Genomic DNA, 18655 nt, shown 5'->3' on the forward strand with positions numbered 1-18655 from the left:
CCCCCTCGGCTCGCTCCCTCGGGAACAGGGCTGAAAACAAGCAGCAACCATTGGCCTATGGTGTAATTGGCAACACGACTGGTTCTGGTCCAGTTATTCTAGGTTCGAGTCCTAGTAGGCCAGCGAGTTCTTCCGAGAACCGCTGAAGCAGGGCCTGAATTTGGCTCGGTCGAAGCGTGATCGCTAGAGTTCACGTCGTTGTCAGCGGCCCCGCAAGGGATCGCGAGCGACAAGGATGCCCCCGTTGTGTAGCGGCCTAGCACGGCGCCCTCTCACGGCGTTAGCGCCGGTTCGAATCCGGTCGGGGGTACAGAACAAGCAGTACAGACAAGCAGGGCCCGGTCCACCAGGACCGGGCCCTGCTTGCTTTTGTGTCTTGGCTCATCTTCTTGCATTGCTTCAACTCGCAGGTCCCGCTCCATTGACGGCGAATCGGCCGGGCAACAGGTTTACCTCTGGTCGGTCCTGCATCCATCCTCGCCGGGTCGGCCTCCAGCCGGCTCGCCCGACTCCCCAATCCGGGGAGAGACGAGCCCAACTCTCAAGAGGAGTGTGGGTCAAGAAGTGAAACGCAACCTGATGGGTGGCCTCGTCGCCACCCTTGTCGCCGCCTCGGCACTCGCCGTGGCACCCCTCGCAGTGCAGTCCGCGCACGCGGATGCCACCGTCGCCTCCGCCCCGGGCAAGGACGATCCGCACCAGCGGGCGCACCGTTCTGCCCAGGCGCTGGTCAACAGCCGGGCTCCGCAGCTCAAGGTGAGCGGCGGCGAGAAGTTCGTCGCCGAACCCGTGGTCAGCGGCGGATCCGGCCTGCAGTTCGCGTCCTACACGCGGACCTACGACGGCCTCGCGGTGCGTGGCGGTGACTTCGTCGTCGTCACCAACCGTGACGGGCAGATCCTCGACACGACCGTCGCGCAGAAGAGCGCGATCGGCAACCTGTCGGTGACGCCGACGGTGACGGCGAAGGCAGCCACCACGACGGCGAAGGCGACGCTCGGCAAGGCCGAGCTGCGCGGGACGCCGGAGCTCGTGGTCCACGCGCAGTCGACGCCTCGACTGGCGTGGAAGGTGACGATCAGCGGTCTCGCGACCGACGGCGACCGCTCGGTGCGCGATGTGTACGTCGACGCGAAGCAGGCATCGGTCATCGAGTCCGCCGAGCTCCTCCACGCCGCCTCGGGCACGGGCAACGGCCACCACAACGGCCCGGTGTCGCTGGAGACCACCCAGGTGTCCTCGACGTCGTACAACCTGACGGACCCGAACAACCCGGGTGTGAGCTGCGGCGTCGAGAACAACAGCACCGCCACCGTTCCTGCCCTTGCCGGCCCGGACAACGCCTGGGGTGACGGCATCGGCACCAGCAAGGAGACCGGCTGCGTCGACGCGCTCTTCGCGTTGCAGACGCAGGACAAGATGCTCAGCCAGTGGCTGGGCCGCGACGGCTTCAACGGCACGGGCGGAGGTTGGCAGACACGGGTCGGTCTCGACGACACCAACGCGTTCTACTGCTCGCCGGGTCTGGTCGAGCCGGGCTACTGCACCGGCACCGAGTGGGTTCGAATCGGCCACAACCAGGCCAACACGGAGTGGGTCACCAACCTCGACGTGGTGGCGCACGAGTACGGCCACGGCATCGACCAGAACACGCCGGGTGGCATCTCGGGCAGCGGCACCCAGGAGTTCGTCGGAGACGTCTTCGGGGCACTGACCGAGCACTACGCCAACGAGACCACGACCTACGACGAGCCGGACTACCTCGTGGGCGAGGAGGTCAACCTCGTCGGCGACGGCGAGATCCGCAACATGTACAACCCCTCGGCCAAGGGCGACCCGAACTGCTACTCCAGCTCGATCCCGAGCACGGAGGTGCACGCGGCCGCAGGTCCCGGCAACCACTGGTTCTACCTGCTCGCCGAAGGTACGAACCCGGTCGGCAAGCCGTCCAGCACCACGTGCAACAGCGGAGGAACGCTGACCGGCATCGGCATCCAGAAGGCCGGAAAGATCTTCTACAACGCGATGCTGATGAAGACGAGCAGCTCGAACTACCTCAAGTACCGCACCTGGACGCTCACCGCCGCGAAGAACCTCTACCCGGGTTCCTGCGCGGAGTTCAACGCGGTCAAGGCGGCATGGAACGCCGTCTCCGTCCCCGCACAGACCGCTGACCCGACCTGCACCACGGCCGGGAACACGGTCACCGTCACCAACCCGGGCAGCCGCACCGGCACTGTCGGCACCGCCACCTCGTTGCAGCTGACCGGATCGTCCTCGGGCGCCGGCCAGACCCTGACCTGGTCGGCCACCAGCCTGCCGGCAGGACTGTCGATCAACGCCAGCACCGGGTTGATCTCGGGTACGCCGACCACGGCCGCCACGTCCAGCGTCACGGCCACGGCACGGGACACCACCGGTGCGACGGGCTCGACCAGCTTCACATGGACGATCAGTGGGGGCGGCACATCGTCGGGGAACCTGCTGAAGAACCCCGGCTTCGAGTCCGGAGCAGTTGACTGGACGGGCACCAGTGGGCCGATCACCAACAACACCGGTCGTCCCGCACGTACCGGCACCTGGAAGATGTGGCTCGGTGGCAATGGCTCCACGTCGACGGAGAACGAGAACCAGTCGGTCTCGATCCCCGCGACGGCGACCACGGCGACGCTGACCTTCTGGGTCCGCATCGACACGGCGGAGACGACGACCTCGACGGCGTACGACACGGCGAAGGTGCAGATCGTCAGCGGTACGACGACCAGCACGCTCGCGACGTACTCCAACCTCAACAAGTCGAGCAGCTACGTCCAGAAGACGTTCGACCTGTCGGCGTACAAGGGCAAGACGGTCACCTTGAAGTTCCTGATGAACGAGGACTCGTCCCTGCAGACGAGCTTCGTGATCGACGACACCGCGATCAGCGTCGGCTAGTCGGACACACCACCAGGCGGGCGGTCACCGGACACCGGTGGCCGCCCGTCGTCGTACGGGTTGCCGTCAGGCCTCGTCGCTGGCCTTCTTCGCCCGGGGAGTCGTCGCCTTGGTGGGGTTGGCCCTCGAGGCTCGGGTCTTCGGGGGCGTCGGGTCGGTGCCGACGAGGGCGAACACCGGGGCGGTCACCTTCTCGAGCGCGCTGACGGCTTCGGCATGCCGCTCGGCCAGCGCCCGTACGACGCCCGCGAGGTCCTCCTGCGCCTCGGCAAGGGTCGCTACGGTGTCGGCGAGCTCGCGCTGGCGGACGATGAAGTCCTGGAGCGGCTGCGCCGTCGACCCGGCCAGGCCGGTCACGGCGGTCGCCATGCCGGCCACCACACCAGCGAGGTCGCCGACCTGGCGGGCGAGCTCGTCGGGCTGGGTCACGCCGGTGATGGCGGTGTCCCGGACCGTGCGCAGGGTGTCGGAGGCGATCTTCAGGGCGAGGTGCTGCGACTTGATCAGCAGGTCCAGCGGGTTGATCGGGGAGTCAGCCATGGCGACAGGGTGGCAGACCGAGGGCCGACCGGGCCATGAATCCGTTGCGCCGCGCCGCGGAGGGCCTGCCCACCGCCGTGTCCGATTTCCGCGAGTCGATGTCGGTGGTGCGAGGCAGGATGGACGCATGGAGATCACGACCGGGACCGAGCGCCTCGACTTCGAGCGGTGCTATGTCGCCGTCCAGTCGCGGGATCGGCGGTTCGACGGCGTCTTCTACACCGCGGTCCGCACCACCGGGATCTACTGCCGACCGTCCTGTCCGGCGCGCACGCCCGCATCCCGAAATGTGTCCTTCCACCCCACGGCCGCCGCGGCGCAGACGGCGGGCTACCGCGCCTGCAAGCGGTGCCTGCCCGACGCGACGCCCGGCAGCCCGGACTGGGACCTCGCGGCCACCGTCGCGGGACGGGCCATGCGCCTGATCGCCGACGGGGTCGTCGACAGGGAGGGCGTCGGGGGACTGGCCGCACGACTCGGCTACACCTCGCGCCACCTCTCGCGGCTGCTCACCACCGAGCTCGGCGCCGGGCCGCTCGCCCTGGCCCGCACCCAGCGCGCGCAGACGGCACGCGCGCTCGTCGAGAGCACCGTACTGAGCCTGACTGACGTGGCCTTCGCTGCCGGATTCTCCAGCGTCAGGCAGTTCAACGAGACGATGCAGGAGGTCTATGCCGCGACGCCGAGCGAGCTGCGTGGCCGGCGGGCCTCGACTGCTCGTACGACGACCGGTGCGATCGAGCTCCGGATCGCGGTCCGCACGCCGTTCGCGGGCCGGGCGCTGTTGCGCTTCCTCGCCGACCGGGCCGTGCCCGGCATCGAGACGGCGGAGGTCCGCGCCGACGGCACCGGCTGGTACGCCCGCACGCTGGACCTGCCGCACGGCCCGGGTACCGCCCGCGTGGAGCTGACCGACGTCGACGGAGTCGGGTCGTCGTACGTCGCGATGGTGCTGTGGCTCGACGACCTGCGTGACACGACGGCGGCCGTCGCGAGGATGCGTGCGCTCCTCGACGCGGACGCCGATCCGGTGGCCATCGATGCCCACCTCGGCGCTGACCCGGTGCTCGCGCCGCTCGTCGCGCGACGTCCCGGGTTGCGGGTGCCCGGCCACGTCGACGGAGTCGAGCTCGCCGTCCGGGCCGTCCTGGGCCAGCAGGTGACGGTGATCGCCGCACGCACCGCTGCGGCCCGCCTGGTCGCCGCTCACGGGAGACCGGTCAGCACCCAGGTCGACGGGCTCACCCATCGGTTCCCTGACGCCGCGGCCGTGGCCGCGATCGAGCCGGAGGAGCTCCGGATGCCACGGGCCCGCGCCCGCGCGCTGATCGGGATGGCCGCCGCGCTGGCGGAGGGTGACCTCGTCCTCGACCGGGGTCCGGATCGCAACGACGTCCGCCGCGACCTGGTCGCGCTGCCCGGAATCGGACCGTGGACCGCCGACTACATCGCGTTGCGTGCCCTTGGCCACCCCGACGTCTGGTTGCCGACCGACGTCGGCGTGCGCAACGCGCTGGCCGGCCGGGGAACGGTCGACCCCGACCGCTGGGCTCCCTGGCGCTCGTACGCCCTCCTCCACCTCTGGACGTCCCTCTCCGACGTCCCGACCACCCCGAACCCGTGACCGACCGGAAGAATGAGGAAATCATGTGGACTGTCGTCGAATCGCCCATCGGGCCGCTGCGCATCGTGGAGCAGGGGGGCGCCATCACGGCCATCGAGTTCTCGCCGTTCCGCGACAACGACGGCCGGCCGCGCGGCCCGCAGGCTGACGACGCGCCCGTCCTGAGGACCGCGGTCACTCAGCTGGAGGAGTACTTCGCCGGTGAGCGCACGGTCTTCGACCTGCCACTCAGCCCGGTGGGCAGCGCGTGGCAGCGAGCGGTCTGGGAGCAGCTGCAGAAGATCGACTACGGCGAGACGGCGTCGTACGGCGAGATCGCCCACCGACTTGGCAAGACGAATGCCGCGTCCCGTGCCGTCGGCACCGCCAACGGGTCCAACCCGATCCCGATCGTGATCCCGTGCCACCGCGTCATCGGCGCTGACGGCACGTTGACCGGTTATGCCGGTGGCATCGACCGCAAGCAGGCGCTGCTCCAGCTCGAGCAGCCCGCTCTCTTTTAGCCGACTTGGGGTTTGTCGCCGTCGAGTTGTACGTCGTCGCGCGGGTCGACGGTGACAAGTCACAACTCGACGGTGACAAACCCCAAGTCGGCTATTCCGCAGCAGCGCGGCGCAGCGACTCGGACAGCCGCTCCGCGGCCGCGAGGACAGCAGGTGCGTGCATCCGGCCGGGCTGGCGCGAGAGGCGCTCGAGCGGACCGGACACCGACACGGCGGCGATGACCTTGCCGCCGGGGGAGCGGACCGGGGCGGAGACGGAGGCCACGCCCTGTTCGCGCTCGCCGACCGACTGCGCCCAGCCGCGGCGACGGATCGCCGACAGCTCGGCAGCGGAGTAGGCCGCGTTCTGCAGGCCGCGGTGGATGCGCTCGGGGTCGTCCCACGCGAGCAGCACCTGGGCGGCGGAGCCGGCACGCATGGTCAGCTGCGAACCGACCGGGATCGTGTCGCGCAGGCCGGACGGACGCTCAGCCGCTGCGACGCAGACGCGGTGGTCGCCCTGGCGGCGCCAGAGCTGGGCGGACTCGCCGGTGATGTCGCGTAGCCGCGCCAGCACGGGGCCGGCGGTCGCGAGCAGGCGGTCCTCGCCGGCTGCGGCGGAGAGCTCTGCGAGCCGCGGACCGAGCACGAAGCGGCCCTGCATGTCGCGGGCCACCAGCCGGTGGTGCTCGAGCGCCACGGCCAGACGGTGGGCCGTCGGCCGGGCCAGGCCCGTGCCGGCCACCAGGCCGGCCAGGGTCGCCGGGCCGGACTCCAGTGCGGTGAGCACCAGGGCCGCCTTGTCGAGTACGCCGACGCCGCTCGAGTTGTCCATATGGCAATACTGCCGTCTCGGATGATGGGATGCAAGTTGTACAGTGGATCCATGGCAAAGACGCTCAGTGAAAAGGTCTGGGATGAGCATGTCGTCCGATCGACGGCAGGCGAGCCCGACCTCCTCTACATCGACCTCCACCTCATCCACGAGGTCACCAGCCCGCAGGCCTTCGACGGCCTGCGACTCGCGGGCCGTCCGGTCCGTCGTCCTGACCTGACGCTTGCGACCGAGGACCACAACGTCCCGACGCTCGACTGGGACAAGCCGATCGCCGACCCGGTCAGCAAGACCCAGGTCGACACGCTGCGCAAGAACGCCGCGGAGTTCGGCGTCCGGCTGCACCCCCTCGGTGACATCGAGCAGGGCATCGTGCACGTGGTCGGCCCGCAGCTCGGCCTGACCCAGCCCGGCATGACCATCGTCTGCGGCGACTCGCACACCAGCACCCACGGTGCGTTCGGCGCGATCGCCTTCGGCATCGGCACCTCCGAGGTCGAGCACGTGCTCGCGACCCAGACGCTGATGCAGGCCAAGCCCAAGACCATGGCCGTCACGATCAACGGCAGCCTGCCCGAGGGCGTCACCGCCAAGGACATGGTGCTCACCCTGATCACGCACACCGGCACCGGTGGCGGCCAGGGCTACATCGTCGAGTACCGCGGCCAGGCCATCGAGGAGCTCTCCATGGAGGGCCGGATGACCGTCTGCAACATGAGCATCGAGTGGGGTGCCAAGGCTGGCCTGATCGCTCCCGACCAGACCACCTTCGACTACATCGAGGGCAAGCCCGAGGCGCCCAAGGGCGCTGACTGGGACGCCGCCGTCGCGCACTGGAAGACCCTCGTCACCGACGAGGACGCCGTGTTCGATGCGGAGATCGTCCTCGACGCCTCCACCATGACGCCGTTCGTCACCTGGGGCACCAACCCGGGCCAGGGCGTGCCCCTGGGTGGCGTCGTACCTACCCCGTCCGACTTCGAGGACGAGCAGGACCGCGTCGCGGCCGAGAACGCCCTGACCTACATGGGTCTCGTCGCCGGCACCCCGATGCGCGAGGTCAAGGTCGACACCGTCTTCGTCGGCTCCTGCACCAACGGCCGGATCGAGGACCTGCGGCTCGCCGCCGACATCCTCAAGGGTCACAAGGTCGACCCGAACACCCGCCTGCTGGTCGTCCCGGGCTCGGTCCGGGTGCGGATGCAGGCCGAGGCCGAAGGACTGCACGAGATCTTCATCGCCGCAGGTGCGGAATGGCGCGGCGCCGGCTGCTCGATGTGCCTGGGCATGAACCCCGACCAGCTCACGCCGGGCGAGCGCAGCGCGTCGACGTCCAACCGCAACTTCGAAGGCCGTCAGGGCAAGGGTGGTCGTACCCACCTGGTGTCCATTCCCGTCGCTGCCGCCACTGCTGTGCGCGGCACCCTGTCGTCACCTGCTGACCTTGTCAGCGTGGAGGTCTGAGTCATGGAGAAGTTCACCAGTCACACCGGCATCGGCGTGCCGCTCAAGCGCAGCAACGTCGACACCGACCAGATCATCCCCGCGGTCTACCTCAAGCGCGTCACGCGCACCGGTTTCGAGGACGGCCTCTTCGCGGCCTGGCGCAACGACCCCGACTTCGTGCTGAACAACGAGACGTACGCTGCGGGTTCGGTGCTCGTCGCCGGCCCCGACTTCGGCACCGGCTCCTCGCGTGAGCATGCCGTGTGGGCGCTGCAGAACTACGGCTTCAAGGTGGTCCTGTCGGCTCGCTTCGCCGACATCTTCCGCGGCAACTCCGGCAAGGCCGGCCTCGTCGCCGCCCAGGTCGACGAGAAGGTCATCCAGCGCCTCTGGGACTACCTGGACGACAACCCGGGTGCCGAGATCACGGTGGACCTCGAGAGCAAGACGGTCACCACGCCCGGGGGCGAGGTCGAGGACTCCTTCGACATCGACGACTACACCCGCTGGCGCCTGCTCAACGGCCTCGACGACATCGGCATCACGCTGGGCAACAAGGACGACATCGCGGCGTACGAAGCCGGACGTCCGGCCTGGAAGCCGGTCACGCAGCGCGTCTGACCGGGCCGCCGATACGCCCAGCAATACCTGAGGGCACGGGGTGAACACGTAAAGTTCACCTCGTGTCCTCTGTCGTTGAATCCCCTGCGACCGAGGAGTCCGTGCCCGGCGACGAGCAGGTGGCCCCCGGGCCCGCTCCACTGTCGACGGTGCTTCGGCGCGGAGTCATCGGCAGCCTCCAGGCCGCGCTGGCCACGGCGGTCGTCCTGGAGGCCTCGACCCTCGGCCTGTTCTACCCGCGCTGGTTGAAGGATCAGCTCTTCGACGGCGGCGCGTTCTACGTCGACACCTTGGTGATCTGGGTCCTGGTCGGCTTCCTCTGGGCCGTGCTCGGCCGCCTGTGGTGGTCGATCGGACTGGTCATGGCGCTGGCCCTGACCGTCGGCATCGGGAACCTGGTGAAGATCCAGCTCCGCGAGGAGCCGGTCTATCCGAGCGACCTGGACTTCGTGCGCGAGCCCGGCTTCCTCACGTCCATGGTCTCGCCGGTCTTCCTCGTCGTGGCCCTCGCGATGATCGTCGGAGTCGTCGTCGCGGCGGTCCGGATCGGTCGCCGGATGAGCTCGCGCTACCCGCGGCCGCGACTCCGGTCGTTGCCTCGCGAACAGGCGCTCGCAGTGCTCGGCCTGCGGCTGGGCGTCGGTGTCATCACGACGCTGCTGCTGATGCAGACCACCCACTTCAACCAGCCGGGCAACGTGTGGCGCGGTCTCTACGAGCTGCGCGGCAATGACTGGCGCTACTGGAGCCAGAAGACGAACTACCGCTCCAACGGCTTCGTGGGTGGCTTCCTGTTCAACATGCCGGTGAGTGCCATGGCGAAGCCGCAGGGCTACGACGAGGCCGAGATGGCGAGGATCGCTGACCGGTACGACGCCCTGGCTGGTGACCTGAACGCCGAACGCACCGGGAGCCTCGACGACGTCAACGTGGTCCTGGTGCTCAGCGAGTCGTTCACCGACCCCACCGAGCTCAAGGGCTTCGACCTCGAGCGCGACCCGATTCCGCGCACCCGGGCACTGATGAAGCAGACGACCTCGGGCCACATGCTCGCCCAGATGTACGGCGGCGGCACGGCCAACATGGAGTTCGAGACGCTGACCGGGCAGTCCCTGGGGCTGTTCCGGCCACAGATGCTCTCGCCGTACCAGATGCTCGTGCCGGACCATGCGGACTACCCGTCGGCCGTCGGCTGGTTCAAGAGCCACGGCCACGACGCGATCGCGGTCCATCCCTACCGGGTCGGCATGTACAAGCGCGAGCAGGTCTACGAACGCTTCGGCTTCCAGTCCTTCATCCATGACACGACGATCGGTGAGACCGAGACGATCGACGACAACCCCTACATCTCGGACAAGTCGGCGTTCGACGAGGTGCTCACCCAGATCGGCGAGCACGACAAGCCGCTGCTCGTGAACCTCGTGACCATGCAGAACCACATCCCGGTCGAGGACAACTACGACGACCCGATCAAGGTGACCGGCGCCGGCGGCAACGGGAAGAAGATCGGCCAGTACGCACGCGGTCTCGAGCACACCGATGAAGCCCTCGCGCCGTTCCTCGAGAAGCTCAAGGCCGGTCCGGAGAAGACGATCGTGCTGTTCTACGGCGACCACCTGCCCGGCATCTACAGTTCGAAGGTCAAGAACGACAATGCCGGTCTGTCGCTCTACCGCACGCCCTTCCTCATCTGGAGCAGCGAGCCCGGACACAACGTGCCGCGCACCGTTGCGACCACGAGTCCCGCTTTCTTCCTGCCACTGTTGTACGACGTCGCGAACGCACCGATGCCGCCGTACCTCACCTTGCTCGACCAGGTCCATCAGCACGTCCCGGCCATCCAGCAGGGTCGACTTCTCGGCACCAGCGGAGAGCCGATCAAGGAGTCCGAATTGGACCCCGAAACCGCGCAACTACTGGCAGATCTGCGTCTCGTGCAGTTCGACTTCTCGATCGGCGGCCGTTTCGCACTGGACCGGATGTGGCCCGGTTCGGCCTCCTGAAGGGCCAAATCGGCCGAAATACCGTGCTTTCAGGGAAAAAATCGCTCCAAACGCGGCGTGGTGATTGTGACTGTGGCCACTAGTGCCTAGCGTGCCCTGATAGGACGGCTGGGCGAGGGCTCGGCTGCAACAGCCCAAGGGACGCCCGATGCAGGCGCGTTTCGGAAGGACAAGTAGTGAACAAGTCTCAGTTGATCGACGCGCTGGCCGACCGATTCGAGGGCAGCCGCAAGGACGCGTCACACGCGCTCGACGCGGTCCTCGACACCATCACTCGCCAGGTGGCCAAGGGCGAGAAGGTCGCCATCACCGGCTTCGGCTCCTTCGAGAAGGCCGTGCGCAACGCCCGTTGGGTCCGCAACCCGCAGACCGGCGAGCGCGTCAAGACCAAGAAGAAGTCTGTTCCGAAGTTCAGCGCTGGCGCTGACCTGAAGAACGTCGTCTCCGGTGCGAAGAAGCTCGCACCGCTTCCGAAGAAGGCCGCTGTCGCGACCAAGGCTGCTGCGACCAAGCAGGCTGCTCCGGCGAAGAAGGCCGCGGCTCCCGCCAAGAAGGCCGCCACCGCTGCGGTCAAGAAGGCTGCTGCCCCGGCGAAGAAGGCGGCTGCTCCGGCGAAGAAGGCTGCTGCTCCGGCCAAGAAGGCCGCGACCACCGCGGTCAAGAAGGCTGCTGCTCCGGCGAAGAAGGCCGCGGCTCCCGCCAAGAAGGCCGCGACCACCGCGGTCAAGAAGGCTGCTGCTCCGGCGAAGAAGGCCGCGGCTCCCGCCAAGAAGGCCGCACCGGCCAAGAAGGCACCCGCCGCCAAGAAGGCGCCGGCTGCCAAGAAGGCTCCCGCGAAGAAGGCTGCTGCCAAGAAGGCCTGACCTCGCGCAGTTCCTTGATCGGGCCGTCCTCCTTCGGGAGGGCGGCCCGATTGCCTTTCCTGCCTCGGTCCTGGCCTCAGTCCTGGGTCAGGCGTACGACGGCCAGTGCCTGCGTCGTCGCAACGCCGACGCCGAGCGTGATGGCCTCGCGCAGGCCGTCGAGGTCGTCGACGTCACGCCTCAGCGTGACCATGGGGCCGGGGACCTCGAGCGCGTCCTCGCTGTGACGCTGCGCGGAGTCCGGACCGAACCGCGGGTCGAAGTCGTCGTACCCGGCGCTGTAGAACGTGGTGCCCGTGCCGTCGGCGTCCCGCACGAAGCAGGCCGTCGTCGTCGCGGCGAACTCCAGGGCAGCAGCGAGGTCGATCGGTGCAAGGGCAGGCAGGTCTGCGCACAACGCGACCGGTCGCAGGTCGGGGCGTTCGTCGCGGACCACGGCGGCCGCGTGACGCAGCGCGGCGTTGAGGCCGCCACCGGGATCGGTGCACGTGGTCGCGCCTCGAGCGGCCAGCGTGGCAGCGAAGGCGTCGTCGTCGCTGACCACCAGGACGCCCGCGACACCGGGTGTCTGCAGGCAGGCATCGACCGCGTCGGCGGCGAAGGCGCCGGCGAGCCGACCGCGGTCTGCGTCGTCCAGCGTGGTCATCCGGGACTTCGCGGTGCCCGGCGACTTCACCGGCAGCAGGATGACGAAACCACCCGGACGCGAGACCACGACGCCCATCTTCGCAGGCATGCCGAGCGACGCGTGTCGCGCCCTGGAGTGGTCGGGGTCACTGACCGGTAGCCTGCGTCTCGTGAAGGTGCGCAAGTTCCAGGAGAAGCGTGGCTGGGCGTTCGGGTTGGGCGTGATGATCGTCAAACCGTTCCTGCTCTCGACGACGCGTCAGGAGTGGATCGGCGGCGAGAACATCCCGGAGACGGGTGGCTACCTCATCGTCCTCAACCACATCTCCCACGTCGATCCGCTCACTGCGGCGCACCTGGTCTACGAGTACGGCCGCAAGCCCCGCTACCTCGCCAAGGCCGGGCTCTTCGACAATCCGATGCTGGGCAAGTTCCTCCGTGACGCCGGCCAGATCCCCGTGAAGCGCGACACCCGTGACGCCGTGGGTGCCTTTGCCGCCGCGGTGGATGCGGTCAATGCCGGCCAGTGCGTGGTCATCTATCCGGAGGCCACCATCACCCGCGACCCCGCGATGTGGCCGATGAAGGGCAAGTCCGGTGCAGCGCGGATCGCGCTCGAGACCGGCTGTCCCGTGATCCCGGTCGGCCAGTGGGGGGCACAGGACATGCTGGCTCCCTACGCCAAGCGACCGCATTTCTTCCCACGCAAGAAGGTCGTGATGCGGGTCGGGCCGCCAGTCGACCTCGAGGACCTGCGGGCGCAGCCGCGCACCACGGCCGTCGTCGCTGAGGCCACCGCCCGGGTGATGGCCGCCATCACCCACCAGCTCGAGCTGGTCCGTGGGGAGAAAGCCCCTGCGGAGCGCTATGACATGGCGGTGCACGGCGACCGCTTCAAGAAGCAGAAGAAGGACAAGTGAGCGGCATCGTGGGGAATCTGTCGGGCAACAAGGTTGCCGTGCTGGGTGCTGGTTCGTGGGGGACGGCGTTCTCGATCGTGCTGGCCGACGCCGGCAACGACGTGAGCATCTGGGCCCGCCGCGAGGAGGTCTCGGCAGCGATCAACGACGGACACGAGAACGTCGACTACCTGCCCGGGATCGAGCTGCCGCGCACCATCACCTCGACGCACGACCCGGAGGAGGCCCTCGCCGGCGCCGACATCGTCGTGCTCGCGGTCCCTTCTCAGTCGTTGCGGGAGAACCTCCCCACCTTCTTGCCGTACGTCGACAACGACGCCGTCTTCGTCTCCTTGATGAAGGGCGTCGAGCTCGGCACCCTGAAGCGCATGTCGGAGGTGATCGCCGAGGTGGGCGACATCGGCGCGCACCGGATCTCGGTCGTGAGCGGCCCGAACCTCGCCCGCGAGATCGCCCGTCGCGAGCCGGCGGCGTCCGTCGTCGCGTGCGCCGACGAGAACGTCGCGACCCTGCTGCAGAAGCGCATGCACTCGCCGGCGTTCCGTCCCTACACGAGTGTCGACGTCCTCGGCTGCGAGTTCGGTGGCGCCTACAAGAACGTCGTCGCGCTGTGCGTGGGCATGGCCGTCGGTCTCGGCTTCGGGGACAACACCACGGCCTCCCTCATCACGCGCGGCCTCGCGGAGACGGCCCGGCTGGCGATGAACCTCGGAGCCAACCCGCTGACCCTGATGGGCCTTGCCGGGCTCGGTGACCTCGTCGCCACCTGCTCCTCGCCGCTGTCGCGCAACCGCACCTTCGGCGAGAAGATGGGGCAGGGGATGTCGGTCGAGGACATCTACGCCTCCACCCGCCAAGTCGCCGAGGGCGCCAAGTCCTGCTCGTCCCTGCGTGCACTGGCCGCCCAGCTGGGTGTCGACGCGCCGATCGTGGACGCCGTCGACGACGTGGTGGCCGGCAACCTCACGACGTCGGGCCTGATGGAGGCCTTCATCGCGCGGGACACCAAGTCCGAGCTGTCCTAGTCGTTGGTCGAGGAGGTTGCGCTGCAACCGTCTCGAGACCTAGTTGATGCGGTCCAGGGCCTGACGCAGGTCCTCCCAGAGGTCATCGACGTCCTCGATGCCCACCGAGAGCCGGACCAGGCCCTCGGGGATCGTCGTGGCCTCGAGCTTCCAGCGCCGGCGCCGCTCGAACGTCGACTCCACGCCACCCAGTGACGTCGCATGGACCCAGAGCGACGTCGCGCGGACCACGAAGTCTGCGGCATCGGCCCCGCCAGCGATGACGGGCGCGATGATCGCGCCGAAGCCCGGGTAGCGGACCTCCTCGATCGCGGGATGCTCCGCGAGACGTCGGGCGAGCTCCATCGCATTGGCCTGGGCGCGCTCCAGACGGACGTGCAGGGTGCGCAGGCCCCGGAGTGCCAGCCAGGCCTCGAACGGCCCGGGTACGGCCCCCATGAGGTCGCGGCGGCCCTTCAGGGCGGCGTACACGTCGTCGTCGGCGGTCACGATCGCACCCATCAGCACGTCGCTGTGGCCGGAGATGTACTTCGTCGCGGAGTGCACCACGATGTCGGCGCCGAGGGAGAGCGGCTGCTGGAGCAGGGGAGTGGCGAAGGTGTTGTCGACGATCACCCGGATCCCGAGCTCGTGTGCCGCGGCGGCGAGGGTGGCGATGTCGGCGACCTCGAGGGCAGGGTTCGTGGGCGACTCCAGCCAGAGCATCGCGCAGTCCTCGTCCGCCTCCATGGCGTCGATCACGGCAGCGGTGTCGGTGATGTCGAGCAGCGTGGCGTGCAGACGTCCGCGTGACTCGAAGTCGGCCAGCGCCGCGATGGTCCCGCTGTAGGAGTGGCGTGGTGCGATCACGCCGCCGTCCTGTCCGACCAGGTCGAGGAGCGTGGTGGCTGCCGCCATGCCGGACGCGAAGGCCAGCGCCCGGCCGCCCTCCAGTGCGCCGAGGGCCTCCTCGAACGCCGACCACGTCGGATTGCCGTACCTGCCGTATTCCAGGTCGCCGGTCGCGACGTACGTCGACGTCATCGTGATCGGGACGTTCAGCGGCTGGTCAGGGTCGTGGGGCGGACGGCCCGCGGTCACCGCGATGGTCGCCGGGTGGAGCCGTGACGTGGGAGACGACATGCCTCAAAGGTAGGGTCAGCCGCGATGAATGCTCCCACCGGCCGCCGTGTCCGCGTCGCCCTCGTCTTCGGCGGTCGCTCCACCGAGCACGCCATTTCGTGTGTCACAGCCGGCAGCGTGCTGCAGGCGATCGATCGCGAGAAGTACGACGTCGTCCCCATCGGCATCGCGACGGACGGCCGTTGGGTGCTGGAGGACGACGACCCGCAGCGCCATCGGATCACCGGCCCCGGACAGCTGCCATCGGTCGATGCCGAGCGCTCCGCGGTCGCCCTGGCGCGCACCGCTGCGGGCACCGGCCTCGTCGTCAGCGACGCCTCGGCGCCGCCGCGCGCCCTCGGCGACGTCGACGTCGTATTCCCGCTGCTGCACGGCCCGTGGGGCGAGGACGGCACCATCCAGGGACTCTTCGAGATGTCCGACGTGCGCTACGTCGGTTCGGGCGTCCTCGCGTCCGCAGTGAGCATGGACAAGGCCTTCATGAAGGTCGTGCTCGCCGCTGCCGGGCTCCCGGTCATGCCGAGCCACGTGGTCACCGCCCGCGAGTGGGCGGCCGACCCGGCCGGGGTGCGTGAGCGTGTCGCCGGCCTCGGATACCCGCTGTTCGTGAAGCCGGCCCGTGGGGGTTCCAGCATCGGCATCGCGAAGGCGCACGCGCCTGAAGACCTCGACGCAGCCATCGAGACGGCGCTGGCGCACGACCCGAAGGTCCTGGTCGAGGTGTCGGCCGAGGGTGCCCGTGAGGTCGAGTGCGGCGTGCTCGAAGCGCTCGGCGGCGGGGTCGACACCAGCCTGCCCGCCGAGATCCGGATCACCGGTGACCACGAGTTCTACGACTTCGAGGCCAAGTACCTCCCCGAGGAGGCCACCGAGCTCGACGTGCCGGCGATCCTGCCCGACGGTGTCGAGGACCGGATGCGCACGATGGCCGCGGAGGCCTTCCTCGCCGTTGGCTGCGAGGGCCTGGCCCGCGTCGACTTCTTCCTGATGCCCGACGGTTCGCTGGTCATCAACGAGCTCAACACGATGCCGGGCTTCACGCCGCTGTCGATGTTCCCGCAGATGTGGGCCGCTTCCGGCCTGGAGTACGGCGCACTCGTCGACCGACTGCTGACGCTCGCCCTCCAGCGCGACACAGGCCTGCGTTAGGCCCGCTGGTCGAGGAGGTCGGGCAGCGGGGCACCGGACTCCGCCGACCGCTGGTCGAGGAGGTCGCGCAGCGACCGTCTCGAGACCGCTATGCGCAATCGTCGACCAAGGTGAAGTGATCCTTGATCAAGGGCGCGAGCACCGACATCACCGCAGGTGCGGCGTTGGGCCGGTACTCCGCGGGGATGATGATCTCCACGCGCGGCACGTAGCCGGCAGCCGTCAGCGTGAGATCGAGGCCCTGGTCGTCGTACTGCTCATCGGGGATGAAGTAGCCGACGCCGTTGGCCGTCTCGCACGACGCGGTCAGGTCGAAGCCCTCGGGCGTGGGGACGCCACAACGCACCACGATGGCCGGATCGCCGTACGCGGCGGCGGGCGCGTCGGCCGGCCTGATGTCGACACGATCCTGCTCGGCCAGCGAGTCGGGCAGCTCGGCAGCGAAGGCGTCACACGCCTCGCGGTCGGCGCGCGAGAGGTCGGGTACGTCGACCTCGACCGGCCCGCCGCAGGCCACGAGGACGACACTGGCGGCGACCAGGAGGGTCGCTCGCCCGCGTCGGCGCAGCTGCACGCGTCAGATGTGGACGACGGGGCAGGTCAGGGTGCGGGTGATCCCGTCGAGGTTCTGCACCTTGGAGACGACCAGCTTGCCGAGCTCGTCGACGTTGCGGGCTTCGGCGCGCACGATCACGTCGTAGGGGCCGGTCACGTCCTCGGCGAGGGTGACGCCCTTGATGTTGCCGACCTCGCGAGCGACATCTGCCGCCTTGCCCACGTCGGTCTGAATGAGGATGTAGGCCTGAACCACCATGGGTCATAGCTCCCGTCGACTGGATGAAGAACGCTTCAACCTACCCCCATCCGGCGTCGCAGCAGAACCGGCGAGCACTCGGACTGATCGGTCTGGTGGGATGGACCCATGACTTCGGGGATCGACCGCGACGCGACCCAATCATCGACACTGGCGGACCTCGGCGAATTCGGGCTGATCGGACAGATCCGCACGATCGTCACCAGCACCGCTCCGGGAGAGGACGTCCTGGTCGGTCCGGGCGACGACGCGGCGGTGCTGCGGGTCCGCAAGGGGCACGTCGTGGTGTCCACGGATGTGATGGTCGAGGGCCGTCACTTCCGCCGCGACTGGGCCGAAGCCGTCGACGTCGGGCACCGGGCCGCGGCGCAGAACCTCTCCGACATCAACGCCATGGGCGGACGCGCGCAGTGGCTGACGGTCGGCCTCGCCGCGCCCGCCGACCTGCCCGCCGCGTGGGCACTCGACTTCACCCGCGGCTTCGCCGAGGAGTGCGCCCTCGTCGGCGCCGGGCTGGTGGGTGGCGACGTGAGCCGCGCCGACCAGGTCGTCATCTCCGTGACCGCCATCGGCGCCTGCACCACTTCGCCCGTGCTGCGCTCGGGAGCCGTCCCCGGGGACGTCGTGGCGCTCTGTGGGCGCCAGGGCTGGGCCGCAGGCGGCCTCGCCGTGCTGGGGCGAGGCTTCCGGTCACCCCGCGTGCTGGTCGAGTCGTACCGACGGCCCGCGCCGCCGTACGACGCCGGGCCGCAGGCCGCGGACGCCGGCGCCACCTCGATGATCGACATCTCCGACGGTCTGCTGGCCGAGGCCGGCCACCTGGCCACCGGGTCGGGCGTCACCCTCGACATCGAGACGTCCGCGTTCGAGATCCCCGAACCGCTCGTGGCCGTCGGTGCGGCGCTGGGGTCGGACCCGCTCCAGTTCATCCTGGGAGGGGGAGACGACCACGCCCTGCTCGCCACCTTCCCGGCCGACGTCCCGCTCCCCGACGGCTGGACCCGGATCGGCACGGTCGGCGTGCTCGCGCCCGGCAAGAAGTCCATGGTCACGGTCGACGGGGCGTCGTACGACGGCCCGACGGGCTGGTCGCACTTCTGAGCTGTCTGGGCTCAGGCGGGCGGCTGTAACACGCTGTCCGCCCCACTGGCCGACCGATGACGTCGCGAAAGTGGCGCTGTAGGGGTCGGCTACCACTGACACGGGGCGCCCAGAAGGGCGGACAGCGTGTTGCAGCAGCAACCGGTCGCCCAGTACGGCGGACAGCGTGTTACAGCAGACCCGCACACAACGGCGGGCGAAAACACCGAAGGCCGCCACCCGGGGGTGACGGCCTTCGGCGAAAACTGGTTCAGCGGGTCAGCGGCTGACCTTGCCGGCCTTGAGGCAGCCGGTGCACACGTTGAGGCGCTTCGGGGTGCCGTTGACCGTGGCGCGGACGCGCTGGATGTTCGGGTCGAAGCGGCGCTTCGTGATCTTTCGCGACCACGGCCGGTTGTTACCGAACGAAGGCTTCTTGGCGCAGATGTCGCACACGGCGGCCATGGTGAACTCCTGATGATTGCGGTTCAAAGTCTGGTGTCGACCGGGCGCGCAACGCACTCCAGACAACCGGAAGAGAATAGCCGACACGAGCCTGCGGACCGAAAT

General features: G+C 68.9%; 18 protein-coding genes and 2 tRNA genes. 13 read left to right on the plus strand and 7 right to left on the minus strand.

Annotation, left to right across the window (positions count from 1 at the left end):
- The first annotated feature begins 51 nt into the window (after window positions 1–51).
- From ASD84_RS19745 to ASD84_RS19755, 3 genes are all read left to right on the plus strand, one after another.
- Window positions 52–123 (plus strand) — tRNA-Gln (locus ASD84_RS19745).
- 114 nt (window positions 124–237) lie between these two features.
- Window positions 238–310, plus strand: a tRNA-Glu gene (locus tag ASD84_RS19750).
- 254 nt (window positions 311–564) lie between these two features.
- Window positions 565–2934, plus strand: a complete 2370-nt coding sequence (locus ASD84_RS19755; protein WP_235531219.1) for a M4 family metallopeptidase — start codon at window positions 565–567, stop codon at window positions 2932–2934.
- A 66-nt stretch (window positions 2935–3000) separates the two neighbouring features.
- On the opposite strand, the gene ASD84_RS19760 is transcribed toward ASD84_RS19755, so the two are convergent.
- Window positions 3001–3474 carry a hypothetical protein gene (locus ASD84_RS19760; RefSeq protein WP_156392236.1) on the minus strand — a complete coding sequence of 158 codons (474 nt, stop codon included), beginning with the start codon at window positions 3472–3474 and terminating at the stop codon, window positions 3001–3003.
- Window positions 3475–3601: 127 nt separating this feature from the next.
- On the opposite strand from ASD84_RS19760, the gene ASD84_RS19765 reads away from it, so the two are divergent.
- Together ASD84_RS19765 and ASD84_RS19770 are read left to right on the plus strand one after the other, a co-directional pair.
- Window positions 3602–5098, plus strand: a complete 1497-nt coding sequence (locus ASD84_RS19765; protein ID WP_056714160.1) for an AlkA N-terminal domain-containing protein — start codon at window positions 3602–3604, stop codon at window positions 5096–5098.
- 23 nt (window positions 5099–5121) lie between these two features.
- A complete protein-coding gene (locus tag ASD84_RS19770) occupies window positions 5122–5601 on the plus strand; it encodes a methylated-DNA--[protein]-cysteine S-methyltransferase (RefSeq protein ID WP_056714977.1) in 480 nt (159 codons plus the stop codon).
- A gap of 91 nt (window positions 5602–5692) precedes the next feature.
- On the opposite strand, the gene ASD84_RS19775 is transcribed toward ASD84_RS19770, so the two are convergent.
- Window positions 5693–6415, minus strand: coding sequence for an IclR family transcriptional regulator (locus ASD84_RS19775; RefSeq protein WP_056714163.1), 723 nt, complete (start codon window positions 6413–6415; stop codon window positions 5693–5695).
- Window positions 6416–6466: 51 nt separating this feature from the next.
- Between ASD84_RS19775 and leuC the strand changes: the two genes are divergently transcribed.
- The 4 genes from leuC (at window position 6467) to ASD84_RS19795 (ending at window position 11348) form a co-directional block, all read left to right on the plus strand.
- Window positions 6467–7879: a 3-isopropylmalate dehydratase large subunit gene (gene leuC, locus ASD84_RS19780; RefSeq protein ID WP_056714167.1), complete on the plus strand. Its 1413-nt coding sequence runs from the start codon at window positions 6467–6469 to the stop codon at window positions 7877–7879.
- Between the two features lie 3 nt (window positions 7880–7882).
- The gene (gene leuD, locus ASD84_RS19785) at window positions 7883–8482 is read left to right on the plus strand and encodes a 3-isopropylmalate dehydratase small subunit (protein WP_056714171.1); all 600 of its coding nucleotides are present in this window, start codon (window positions 7883–7885) and stop codon (window positions 8480–8482) included.
- 62 nt (window positions 8483–8544) lie between these two features.
- On the plus strand, window positions 8545–10485 hold the full coding sequence (locus tag ASD84_RS19790; RefSeq protein ID WP_156392235.1) for an LTA synthase family protein: 1941 nt from the start codon (window positions 8545–8547) through the stop codon (window positions 10483–10485).
- A gap of 176 nt (window positions 10486–10661) precedes the next feature.
- Window positions 10662–11348: an HU family DNA-binding protein gene (locus tag ASD84_RS19795; protein ID WP_056714179.1), complete on the plus strand. Its 687-nt coding sequence runs from the start codon at window positions 10662–10664 to the stop codon at window positions 11346–11348.
- A 76-nt stretch (window positions 11349–11424) separates the two neighbouring features.
- Here ASD84_RS19795 and cofC read toward each other — a convergent pair whose 3' ends face one another.
- Window positions 11425–12084 (minus strand): 2-phospho-L-lactate guanylyltransferase, encoded by a 660-nt coding sequence (gene cofC / locus ASD84_RS19800; RefSeq protein ID WP_235531218.1) that lies wholly within the window; start codon window positions 12082–12084, stop codon window positions 11425–11427.
- Window positions 12085–12145: 61 nt separating this feature from the next.
- Between cofC and ASD84_RS19805 the strand changes: the two genes are divergently transcribed.
- Together ASD84_RS19805 and ASD84_RS19810 are read left to right on the plus strand one after the other, a co-directional pair.
- Window positions 12146–12895 carry a lysophospholipid acyltransferase family protein gene (locus tag ASD84_RS19805; protein ID WP_082574135.1) on the plus strand — a complete coding sequence of 250 codons (750 nt, stop codon included), beginning with the start codon at window positions 12146–12148 and terminating at the stop codon, window positions 12893–12895.
- Window positions 12892–13920 carry an NAD(P)H-dependent glycerol-3-phosphate dehydrogenase gene (locus tag ASD84_RS19810; protein ID WP_235531217.1) on the plus strand — a complete coding sequence of 343 codons (1029 nt, stop codon included), beginning with the start codon at window positions 12892–12894 and terminating at the stop codon, window positions 13918–13920. The genes ASD84_RS19805 and ASD84_RS19810 overlap by 4 nt, the downstream gene beginning before the upstream one ends.
- 39 nt (window positions 13921–13959) lie before the next feature.
- Here ASD84_RS19810 and ASD84_RS19815 read toward each other — a convergent pair whose 3' ends face one another.
- Window positions 13960–15042 carry a trans-sulfuration enzyme family protein gene (locus tag ASD84_RS19815; RefSeq protein ID WP_056714182.1) on the minus strand — a complete coding sequence of 361 codons (1083 nt, stop codon included), beginning with the start codon at window positions 15040–15042 and terminating at the stop codon, window positions 13960–13962.
- Between the two features lie 24 nt (window positions 15043–15066).
- Here ASD84_RS19815 and ASD84_RS19820 point away from each other — a divergent pair, with 24 nt between their 5' ends.
- The gene (locus tag ASD84_RS19820) at window positions 15067–16191 is read left to right on the plus strand and encodes a D-alanine--D-alanine ligase family protein (RefSeq protein WP_056714185.1); all 1125 of its coding nucleotides are present in this window, start codon (window positions 15067–15069) and stop codon (window positions 16189–16191) included.
- 88 nt (window positions 16192–16279) lie between these two features.
- On the opposite strand, the gene ASD84_RS19825 is transcribed toward ASD84_RS19820, so the two are convergent.
- Window positions 16280–16765 (minus strand): DUF3515 domain-containing protein, encoded by a 486-nt coding sequence (locus ASD84_RS19825; RefSeq protein WP_056714187.1) that lies wholly within the window; start codon window positions 16763–16765, stop codon window positions 16280–16282.
- Between the two features lie 3 nt (window positions 16766–16768).
- Window positions 16769–17002, minus strand: a complete 234-nt coding sequence (locus tag ASD84_RS19830; RefSeq protein ID WP_200954689.1) for an Lrp/AsnC family transcriptional regulator — start codon at window positions 17000–17002, stop codon at window positions 16769–16771.
- Window positions 17003–17113: 111 nt separating this feature from the next.
- On the opposite strand from ASD84_RS19830, the gene ASD84_RS19835 reads away from it, so the two are divergent.
- Window positions 17114–18106 carry a thiamine-phosphate kinase gene (locus tag ASD84_RS19835; protein WP_056714193.1) on the plus strand — a complete coding sequence of 331 codons (993 nt, stop codon included), beginning with the start codon at window positions 17114–17116 and terminating at the stop codon, window positions 18104–18106.
- A gap of 258 nt (window positions 18107–18364) precedes the next feature.
- Here the strand turns inward: ASD84_RS19835 and rpmB are convergent, their stop codons facing one another.
- Window positions 18365–18550, minus strand: coding sequence for a 50S ribosomal protein L28 (gene rpmB / locus ASD84_RS19840; protein WP_056714197.1), 186 nt, complete (start codon window positions 18548–18550; stop codon window positions 18365–18367).
- Window positions 18551–18655 lie beyond the last annotated feature (105 nt).

Origin of the sequence: Nocardioides sp. Root682 (genome assembly GCF_001427795.1) — a bacterium.
GTDB lineage: Bacteria > Actinomycetota > Actinomycetes > Propionibacteriales > Nocardioidaceae > Nocardioides.

Bases quoted from the DNA above. Each gene is read 5' to 3' on its own strand.
- ASD84_RS19760 (WP_156392236.1), bottom strand. From the start codon at position 3,474: ATGGCTGACTCCCCGATCAACCCGCTGGACCTGCTGATCAAGTCGCAG.
- ASD84_RS19765 (WP_056714160.1), top strand. From the start codon at position 3,602: ATGGAGATCACGACCGGGACCGAGCGCCTCGACTTCGAGCGGTGCTAT.
- ASD84_RS19770 (WP_056714977.1), top strand. From the start codon at position 5,122: ATGTGGACTGTCGTCGAATCGCCCATCGGGCCGCTGCGCATCGTGGAG.
- ASD84_RS19775 (WP_056714163.1), bottom strand. From the start codon at position 6,415: ATGGACAACTCGAGCGGCGTCGGCGTACTCGACAAGGCGGCCCTGGTG.
- leuC (WP_056714167.1), top strand. From the start codon at position 6,467: ATGGCAAAGACGCTCAGTGAAAAGGTCTGGGATGAGCATGTCGTCCGA.
- leuD (WP_056714171.1), top strand. From the start codon at position 7,883: ATGGAGAAGTTCACCAGTCACACCGGCATCGGCGTGCCGCTCAAGCGC.
- cofC (WP_235531218.1), bottom strand. From the start codon at position 12,084: ATGCCTGCGAAGATGGGCGTCGTGGTCTCGCGTCCGGGTGGTTTCGTC.
- ASD84_RS19815 (WP_056714182.1), bottom strand. From the start codon at position 15,042: ATGTCGTCTCCCACGTCACGGCTCCACCCGGCGACCATCGCGGTGACC.
- ASD84_RS19820 (WP_056714185.1), top strand. From the start codon at position 15,067: ATGAATGCTCCCACCGGCCGCCGTGTCCGCGTCGCCCTCGTCTTCGGC.
- ASD84_RS19835 (WP_056714193.1), top strand. From the start codon at position 17,114: ATGACTTCGGGGATCGACCGCGACGCGACCCAATCATCGACACTGGCG.
- rpmB (WP_056714197.1), bottom strand. From the start codon at position 18,550: ATGGCCGCCGTGTGCGACATCTGCGCCAAGAAGCCTTCGTTCGGTAAC.